The organism is Burkholderia sp. LMU1-1-1.1 (assembly GCF_040675865.1).
In the GTDB taxonomy this organism is placed as follows: domain Bacteria; phylum Pseudomonadota; class Gammaproteobacteria; order Burkholderiales; family Burkholderiaceae_D; genus Rugamonas.
On sequence record NZ_JBEGHG010000002.1, the window covers coordinates 285,740 to 295,123 of the forward strand.

The 9,384-nt window shown below is 68.9% G+C and carries 6 protein-coding genes; 2 read left to right on the forward strand and 4 right to left on the reverse strand.

Translation table 11 applies throughout. The features are described from left to right. The first annotated feature begins 145 nt into the window (after positions 1 to 145). A complete protein-coding gene (locus MRBLMU1_RS03645) occupies positions 146 to 2,950 on the forward strand; it encodes a sugar-binding domain-containing protein (RefSeq protein WP_363497160.1) in 2,805 nt (934 codons plus the stop codon). On the opposite strand, the gene MRBLMU1_RS03650 is transcribed toward MRBLMU1_RS03645, so the two are convergent. Next, positions 2,951 to 3,946 (reverse strand): LysR substrate-binding domain-containing protein, encoded by a 996-nt coding sequence (locus MRBLMU1_RS03650; protein WP_363497163.1) that lies wholly within the window; start codon positions 3,944 to 3,946, stop codon positions 2,951 to 2,953. A 176-nt stretch (positions 3,947 to 4,122) separates the two neighbouring features. Between MRBLMU1_RS03650 and MRBLMU1_RS03655 the strand changes: the two genes are divergently transcribed. Then, entirely contained in the window at positions 4,123 to 6,363 is a 2,241-nt protein-coding gene (locus MRBLMU1_RS03655) for a glycoside hydrolase family 3 N-terminal domain-containing protein (RefSeq protein ID WP_363497165.1), read from the forward strand. Between the two features lie 51 nt (positions 6,364 to 6,414). Here MRBLMU1_RS03655 and MRBLMU1_RS03660 read toward each other — a convergent pair whose 3' ends face one another. From MRBLMU1_RS03660 to MRBLMU1_RS03670, 3 genes are all read right to left on the reverse strand, one after another. Next, positions 6,415 to 7,626 carry a hypothetical protein gene (locus MRBLMU1_RS03660; protein ID WP_363497168.1) on the reverse strand — a complete coding sequence of 404 codons (1,212 nt, stop codon included), beginning with the start codon at positions 7,624 to 7,626 and terminating at the stop codon, positions 6,415 to 6,417. Between the two features lie 57 nt (positions 7,627 to 7,683). Continuing rightward, complete coding sequence (locus MRBLMU1_RS03665; RefSeq protein WP_363497171.1) at positions 7,684 to 8,343, reverse strand: glycoside hydrolase family 19 protein; 660 nt, start codon at positions 8,341 to 8,343, stop codon at positions 7,684 to 7,686. Between the two features lie 94 nt (positions 8,344 to 8,437). After that, positions 8,438 to 9,058: a DUF2589 domain-containing protein gene (locus tag MRBLMU1_RS03670; RefSeq protein ID WP_363497173.1), complete on the reverse strand. Its 621-nt coding sequence runs from the start codon at positions 9,056 to 9,058 to the stop codon at positions 8,438 to 8,440. Positions 9,059 to 9,384: the final 326 nt, after the last annotated feature.

A 9,384-nucleotide genomic window follows, 5' to 3' on the forward strand; every position in this document is an offset into this window, starting at 1 on the left:
GCCATGTCGCTTTTGCATGGCGGAGGGTTGAATTTTCCCTTTTATAATATTTTTCAGCGCGGATGGCCGTCGCCGTCGTCGGATATGAGGATGCTGAATGTTAATTAGCAAAACAAAGTTTGATCGGGCCGGGCGCCGTCGTTTCTTGAAAACCTTGTCCGGCGGCGCGTTGATGGCCGTGGTTCCGGCAGCCGTCGGAGCCGCGCCGGGTGGCGCGGAGGCGGCGCGCATCGACGGCGACTGGGCCGTCAGCCTGGACCGGGATGACCTGGGCATCGTCCGGGGCTGGTTCCGCAAGCCGCTGGCCGCGCCGGTGCCGGCGCGGGGGGCGCTGCCGGCGGGCGCGGTGGGCGACGCCATCACGGTCGATACGCCATGGACGGCCAAGCTTTTCAACAGGCAGTTCTTCAACGACCCGGAATATGCGGCCTACCGCGCGCCGGGCAAAGTCAAGGTGCCGTTTTTCCTGCAGCCCGAGACGCACTATGTCGGAGCGGCGTGGTTCCAGCGCGAGATCGTCATTCCGCGCGGCTGGGCCGGCCGGCACGCCGTCGTCTCGCTGGAGCGGCCGCATTGGGAGACGCGGGTGTGGATCGACGGCCGCTACGTCGGCCGCGACGACAGCCTGCACACGCCGCATGCCTACGACCTCGGCCGGCTCAGCCCGGGCAAGCACCTGCTGACGGTACGCGTCGACAACCGGCTGGTGGTCGATATCGGATCGGACGCGCATGGCGTCAGCGATCATACCCAGGGCAACTGGAACGGCATCGTCGGCAAGATCGAACTGTCGGGGCGCTTGCCGGTATGGATCGACGACCTGCAGGCCTATCCGGACATCCGCACCCGGCAGGTTACCCTCAAAGGCGTGATCGGCAACGCCTCCGGCCGCGAGGGGACGGGCCGGGTCGAGGTCTCGGGCGCTGGCGCGGTGCAGCGGATTCCGGTCACCTGGCAGGAGCGCGGCGGCACCTTCGAGACGGTGGTGCGGTATCCGGCCGACGCCGGGCTGTGGGATGAGTTTTCGCCCACGCTGCATGTGGTCACGGCCAAGCTGGACGGCGGCCCGGCGGTCGACGTGCGCTTCGGCTTTCGCGAGCTCGGGACCGCCGGCACGCAGTTCGTGCTCAACGGGCGTCCGTTGTTTCTGCGCGGCACGCTCGAATGCTGCATTTTCCCGCTCACCGGCCATCCGCCGACCGGGATCGAGGAATGGCGGCGCATCCTCGCCATCGCCCGCTCGTTCGGCCTGAACCACCTGCGCTTCCATTCCTATTGCCCGCCCAAGGCCGCGTTCGACGCGGCCGACGAGTTCGGGTTCTACTACCAGATCGAGCTGTGCTGGCCGAACGGCTCGACCACGATCGGCGACGGCAAGCCGGTCGACGCCTGGTCGATGGCGGAGGCGGCCCGCGTCTTGAAGGCGTACGGCAACCATCCCAGCTTCATGCTCATGCCCCAGGGGAATGAACCAGGCGGCAAGAACCACACCGTCTACCTGGCCGAGTTCGTGCGCCATTTCGCGCGGCTCGACCCGCGCCGGCTGTGGACCTCCGGCGCCGGCTGGCCGGAGCTGGCCGAGAACGACTACCACATCCTGCAGCAGCCGCGTATCCAGCAGTGGGGCGAGGAGCTGAAGTCGCGCGTCAACGCCCGCGCGCCCGCCACCATGGTCGACTACCGCGAGTTCGTCGGCGCGCGCAAGGTACCGGTGGTCAGTCACGAAATCGGGCAATGGTGCGTCTATCCGGACCTCAAGGAGCGGTCGCAATACACCGGCTATCTGAAACCGCGGAACTTCGATATTTTCGAGGACCGGCTGGCCGACAGCGGGCTGCTGGAGCTGGCGCCGGCCTTCCTGCACGCGTCGGGCAGGTTGCAGACCTTGCTGTACAAGGAGGAGATCGAGTCGACCCTGAGGACGCCCGGCATGGGCGGCTTCCAGTTGCTGGACCTGCATGACTTCCCCGGCCAGGGCACGGCGCTGGTCGGTGTGCTCAATCCGTTCTGGCGCGAAAAGGGCTACGTCGGCGCGGCCGAGTTCAGCCGTTTCTGCGGCCCCACCGTGATGCTGGCGCGGCTGCCGAAACGGGTGTTCGGCAGCGGGGAGACCTTGCGCGCGCAGCTGGACGCGGCGCATGGCGGCGCGCGGGCGCTGGGCGCGGCCACCGTCTACTGGCGCCTGGAATCGGACCGGCGCGTGCTCGAACAGGGCGAGTTCCAGGTGGCCGGGGTGGCGTTCGGCACCGGGGTTCCACTGGGCGCCATCGAAGTCGCGCTCGGCCGCGTCGAACGCGCCGCCCGGTGCAAGCTGGTGTGCGGCCTGCGCAGCGCCGAACTGGCCGCGCCGGCTGAAAACGACTGGGAGGTTTGGGTGTATCCGGAGGCACCGGTGACCGAGGCGCCGGTCGCCGTGGTCGACAGCGTCGCCGCCGCCTTGCCGCTGCTGGCGCGCGGCGACACTGTGCTGCTGGGGCTGCCTCCAAAAACGGTCCGCAATTTCGACCGCCATCCGGTCAAGTTCGGCTTTTCCACGATCTTCTGGAATACGCTGTGGACCGAGGGGCAGGGGCCGACCACCCTCGGCATCCATTGCGATCCGGGCCATGCCGCGCTGGCGGAGTTTCCCACCGATGCGCATACCAACTGGCAGTGGTGGCACGTGGTGCATCGCGCGGCGCCGCTGCGTCTCGACGGGCTGCCGCGCGCGTTGGCGCCGATCGTGCGCGTCATCGACGACTGGCATACCGGGCGCTCGCTCGGCCTGGTCATCGAGGCCACGCTCGGCGCCGGCCGCCTCATCGTGTGCGGATTCGAGCTGGGCGAGCCGGCCGGCGCCGATCCGGTGTCGCGCCAGCTGCGCCGTAGTCTGGCGGCCTACGCGGCCTCGCCGCGGTTCGCGCCGCGCGTGGCGCTGACGGAACGGATGCTCAGGGATCTGGTGGTCTGACTATCCGGCCCGGCCCCGGCCACGGCCCAGCGCCGGGTCGGCGGCGATGGTTTCGCGCAGCGCCAGCAGCAGCGCTTCGGCGCCGGGCGACAGCACGTGGCCCTTGCGCGTGATGATGCCGTACACGTCCATGCTCAAGCCCAGCTCGAAGGGCAGGCGCGCCAGCTGGCCCGAGTCGAGATAAGCCTGCACCAGTTCCAGCGGCAGCGCGACTACCATGTCGGTGGTGCCCAGCAGCGACACGATCAGCGAGATGGCCAAGGTCTCCACCGTTTCCGTGGGCGGGTTCAAGCCCTCGGACAGAAACAGCGCCGTCAGCCGGTCGCGCAGGATGCTGCCGGTGGGCGGCACGATCCACGATTGTTGCGCCAGTTCGGCCAACCGCAGATCGGTGCGCCCGGCCAGCGGATGGCCCGGCCGCACGATGAGGTGGTGGACTTCGTCGGCGATGGGCTCGAAATTGAGCAGGGGAACGCAGGCGGTGTCCAGTATCCGCCCCAGCACGATGTCGAGCTGGCCGTCCAGCAGGCGCTCGACCATCGATTTGCTGGTGCTGAAGTCGACCACCACGTTGACGTTGACCAGCCGCGACTTGAACAGCTTGATCGCCCGGGCCAGCACGTCGGCCGCCGGGGTCAGCACGCTGCCGATTTCGACCTTGCCGCCCAGCCCGCCGAGCAGCTGCGAAATCTCCAGGTGGGCCGCGTCCATCTCGGCCAGGGCCACGCCGGCCCGGCGTATCAGCATTTTTCCGGACCAGGTCGGCACTACGCCGCGCGCCGTGCGCTCGAACAGCTGCACCCCCAGCACGTGTTCGAGGTCGCTGATCAGGCGCGAGGCCGCCGGCTGCGTCAGGCGGGCCGCCTTGGCCGCCGTGACGATCGATGCGTGCCGGCCCAGTTCCACCAGCAGGATCAGGTGCCGCATTTTCAGGTGGCTGCGCACGAAGCGGTCGGAATCGGCGGTATGGACGGCTGGGCGGGCAGGGGCGTTCATCGGATCGGGTCGTGTGGGCTTGGGCTGATTATAAACACATACGCGGGGACGGCCTGGGGGCGGCCAGGATGGAATCGTTTCCTATTCAACAGGAAACCGCTTAGCCGGCTTCGTATTTACGTGTATATTTGCGTAACTTTTTCGTTCATTACTTGACTGATAGCACGGAGACACGCATGACACGACACTTGATCGCACGCTCGGCGGCAACAGCGCTGCTCGCATTGATCGCCAACGGGGCCTGGGCGGCCGACGCCGCGCCCATCCCGGCGCGGGTCGAGGCGCTGCTGCGCCAGATGACCCTGGAAGAGAAGATCGGCCAACTGAACCAGATATCGGACAAGGAATTCATCACCGGTCCGGAATCCGAACTGCGCCGCAACCTCGAGAGCGATCTGCGCGCCGGCAAGGTCGGCTCCATGCTCAACGTCAAGGGCGCGGCCGACACGCGCGCGGTGCAGGCCATCGCCATGCAGTCGCGCCTGAAGATCCCGCTGCTGTTCGGGCTCGACGTCATCCACGGCTACGAGACCATCTTCCCGGTCCCGCTCGGCGAGGCGGCGTCGTGGGACCTGGAGGCCATCGAGCAGTCGGCGCGCATCGCCGCGCGCGAGGCGTCGGCCTCCGGCATCCACTGGACCTTCGCGCCGATGGTCGACATCGGCCGCGATCCGCGCTGGGGCAGGGTGATGGAGGGCGCCGGCGAGGACGCCTTCCTCGGCAGCCGCATCGCCGAGGCGCGCGTGCGCGGCTTCCAGGGCGCCAAACTGGGCGGCACCAGTTCGGTGATGGCCACCGCCAAGCACTTCGCCGCCTACGGCGCCGCCATCGCCGGGCGCGATTACAACGCCGTCGACATGAGCGACCAATTGCTGTACGAGACCTACCTGCCGCCGTTCAAGGCGGCGCTCGACGCCGGCGCTGCCACGTTCATGAATTCGTTCAATACGCTCAACGGCGTGCCGGCCACCGGCAGCGCCTTCCTGCAGCGCGACATCCTCAAGGGCGCGTGGGGCTTCAAGGGCTTTGTCGTCAGCGATTGGAACTCGATCGGCGAGATGGTCCCGCACGGCTACGCCAGCGACCTGTCCGACGCGGCGGCCAAGGCCATCGCCGCCGGCAGCGACATGGACATGGAGAGCAACGCTTATAACTCGTCGCTGGCGCAACTGGTCGGCGCCGGCAAGGTCGACGTCAAGCTGGTGGATGATGCCGTACGGCGCGTGCTGACCAAGAAATTCGAGCTCGGCCTGTTCGACGACCCTTACCGCTTCTCCGACGTGCAGCGCGAAAAGCAGGCCGTCAACGATCCCGCGCACCGCGCCGCCGCGCGCGCGACCGCCGCCAAGTCCATCGTGCTGCTCAAGAACGAGGGCGGCGCGCTGCCGATCAAACGCGGCGTCAAATCGATCGCCGTCATCGGCCCCCTCGGCGACGCCCGCCGCGACCTGGAGGGCGACTGGATCGTCAAGTCCAGCGCAGAGCGCGTGGTCAACCTGGTCGACGCGATCCGCGCCCAGGCCGGACCGGGCACGCGCGTGAGCTTCGCCGCCGGCTGCGACATCGCCTGCGCGAGCGATGACGGCTTCGCGGCGGCCGTGGCGGCGGCGCGCGAAGCGGATGTTGTGGTGCTGGCCGTCGGCGAGTCGTGGAAGATGAGCGGCGAGGCCAAATCGCGCGCCGACATCGGCCTGCCCGGCCGCCAGGGCCAGCTGTTCGCCGCGCTGAAGGCGGCCGGCAAGACGCCGGTGGTGGTGATCCTGGCCGGCCGCCCGCTGATCTTCGAGAACGTGGCCGAGCAGGCCAAGGCCATCCTGTACGCGTGGCTGCCGGGCAGCGAGGGCGGCCACGCGATCGCCGACGTGCTGTTCGGCGCCGTCAATCCGTCGGCCCGGTTGCCGATGACCTTCCCGCGCCACCAGGGGCAGATACCGATCACGTACCAGCAATACCAGACCGGCCGTCCGGTGACCGATCCGCGCGACGTGCTCTACAAGTCCGGCTACATCGACATGCCGAACACTCCGCGCTACGCCTTCGGCCATGGCCTGAGCTACACCACGTTCGCCTACCGCGACATGAAGGTGAGCCGGAACGCGATGAAGGCCGACGGCAAGATCACGCTGACGTTCACGCTGGCCAACACCGGCGCCGTGGCCGGCACCGAGATCGTGCAGCTCTATCTGCGCGACCCGGTGGCCTCCACCGTGCGACCGCTGCAAGAGCTCAAGGACTTCCAGAAGGTCGCGCTGGCGCCGGGCCAGCGGCAAGAGGTCAGCTTCACGCTCAACCGCGACAGCCTGGCGTTTTTCAACCGCAAGCTGCAATGGGTGGCCGAACCGGGCCGCTTCGAGCTGATGGTGGGCGCGGGCTCGGACGACATCCGCCTGCGCACCAGCATCGAGCTGACCGAATGAGCCGGGGCCGGGCCGTGGCGCTAGAGCATGCCGGCGCCGGCTCGGTGTTTCCTACAGATTGAGCGCACCGAGCACGCGCACCTTGCCGGCGCCCCGCGCCCCCGCGTCGCCGCGGTTCCACAGCATGTCGGCCGCCACCGGACCGTGGGGTGTCACGACGTTGTTGGCGACGTCCAGCACGGTGGTGCCGGCCAGCGCCTGCCCGCCGCTGGCCTCGACCAGCTTGTTCGCCGCCGGAACCGGGCTGACGCCGTTGGCGCCGTTCCACACCTGGGTGTGGCAACCGCCCGCCGCGCCGGCCAGCCCGTTGAGGCCGTCGCAGTTGAACGCGTACGAGCGGGGCGTCGCCGCGCCGCCCGGCTGCAGCCGGATCGAGGCGTCGATCAGGTTCAGGCCCCCTGACGGCACCAGCTGCAGCTTGACGTACTGGCCGGCGGTGCGGATGCGGCCGAACAGATTGGCGTTGTTGCCGCTTTGCGCGTGGTCGAGGCAGATCTCGATGCCGAAGTCGATCGGCTTGCCGTTGGCGTCGTTGATGCCGGGCAGGCCGAACACCGCGCCGCCCTCGGGGACCCCGAGGATGTCGGCCGGAATCACCGCGCGCGGATCGAACGGCAGCACGTTGCCGGGGGCGTGCTGGATCGCCGCGCCCAGCCGGTTGACGAAGTCGATCGGCGAGATGTAGTGCTTGCGCGAGACGTAGTTGCTATCGCCGTTGGCCGCGCCGCCGCGCTGGATCAGCGCGCTGTTGTAAATCTCGCCCATGGCGGCCGGATCGAGCAGGTATTTGCCGTTGGCGGCCTTGGCGGTCGGGAACGAGGCGCTCAGCGCGGTGCCGAACACGAACACCCAGTCCTCGAAGCCGGGCTTGGCGACGAGCGCGCGCAGGCCGCCGAACAGGCCGTCCCAGCGGCCGGCGTACGGCGCCGGCAAGGCCAGCTCGGCCGGCGCGTGCGCGGCCCAGCCGTTGATCAGGTCGTGCAGGTAGGCGCCGCCGGCGCCGCGATACAGGAATTCCGGCGCCATGAACACCTTCAGCGTCGATTTGCTGTCGTCGCTTTTCTTTTTCGCCTGGGCGATGGCGTCGGCGGTGAAGGCGATGCGCGCCTCGATGTCCCAGCACTGGCCGAGCGCGTCCAGGCGCTTGTCGAGGGCCGGATTGAGCAGGCCGGCGTACCAGCCGGTACCCGGGCGCGTGGCCACGCGGAAGGGACCGGTGTACAGTTCCCAGGAAATGAATTGAACCTTGTCGTAGTTGCTCATGATATGCACCTTGTCGGTTGTGAAGTCGATGGAAGAATCAAAAGGGTGGGTGGGGAGCTACGCGCCCAGTGCGTGCCGGGCGCGCAGCCAGTAGGCGCGGCGCTCGGCCAGGCCGTTGAGGCCGCCGTTGACGCGCCGCGTGATTTCGGCGAAATGGGTGTCGGCGTCGGCGTCGGCGTCGGCGTCGGCGGTGCGGTCGGCCAGCTCGTTGAGCCCGTGCGAGCGCCAGAACCAGCCGGCCGACAGCGCCGCGCCGGCCGGCTGCAGCAGCAGCGCCGGATCGGCCAGCGCGTCGATCGGCAGGGCGCGCGCCAGCGCGGCGTAGTTGTCGCGCCCGGTCAGCTGGATCAGGCCGCGGCCGCGGTAGCGCCAGCCGTCGCCGCTGGCCTCGTCGCCGTTGCCCAGCCGGTCGGCGTAGATGTAGTTGGCCAGCCGTTCGGGGGCGTGGCCGTAGGCCGTCGCCAGTTCGTCGCTGGGAAAGCGGCGCGGCCAGACCTGGCGCAGGCGCGCCGGCGAGTAGCTCAGTGCTTCCTCGAGGTGGCGCAGCTCGCCCGATTCGTGCAGCACCTGGGCCAGGAAGGCCGCCTGGCGCGCGGTGCTGGTGATGTCGCAGTCGCGCATGGCCGCGTTCAGGGCGTCGCGCCAGAGGCCGGGGCGGGCGTCGTCGGCGGCGCAGGCGAGGATGGCGCGCAATTGTGGGTCGGTGATGGGGGTCATGGGGTCTCCTGGTTGGATCGTCGGGAGGCGCCGCCGCCGGCTCCGTGCACGGGACCGGCGGTGACGCGTTACGCGTTACGCGGCTAGCGCGGCGTCAGGCCGCCTTGGGCGCGGCGGCCGGCACCACGCGCGGCTGGATCGACGTCTGCAGGATGTCGAGCACGCGCGCCAGGCCCTCGGGCATGCCGCCGTCCTCGGCCAGCACCTGCACGTGGTACTTGGCCGAGTTGTCCGAGCTGCGCGTGTTTTCCTTGTGGCTGGCGACCGAGCCCTCCAGGTGCACATTCACGCTGAACGGGCCGGCGCTGAATTTGGCGTCGGCCGAGAAGGCCGCCTTGGCGTCGGTCGACTCCTTGGAGCAGAACGAGGACTTGACCTCCATGTCGAAGGTGATGTCGACCTTGGTGATCGACAGGCTCGGGATCTTGACGATCGCCAGCAGCGGCACGTCGAGCGATACCGATTCCTCCACCGTCTTGCTGGCGTCGTTCGGATCGGCCACCGGCCGGGTGAAGGCGAAGTGGGCCAGGCGGGTCTCGCCGACGCCGCCCGGATCCTTCTCGGTCGGCGGCAGGAAGCCGACGGTCTTGATGAAGTTGGCGGTGGCGCTCGCCAGTTTCACTTGCGCGTCGCACGCCGCCGTCAGCGGGCCGCCGATCAGGTCGCCCATCGGCAGTCCTTTGAATTGCGATGCCATGTCAATAATTTCAGCCATTTTTTGCTCCAGTTAAGGTCAACCCTCGCGGGTCGTTGGATGCCACACGGGTGGCGGATATCGCCGGGCCGCGCCCCGCGGAAGCGGCGGTGGGTAGGCGACACGGCTAGATTACGGCCCGGAAATCGGGCGGGGATGGCGCTTTCTGACGCCGCGCCGTGGTCAGGCGCGGGGCCGGCGCAGCAGCCAGCCGAGCAGGCGCGCGGCCGGCGACGGGCCGCGCGGCGCCGTCGTATCCGCCCCGGGCGTCGCGGCGGGCGTGGCGGGGCTGAAAGTCGTCGGCCGCGAATTCACCTCCGCCAAGGCCAGCGATTTCAGCGCCATCC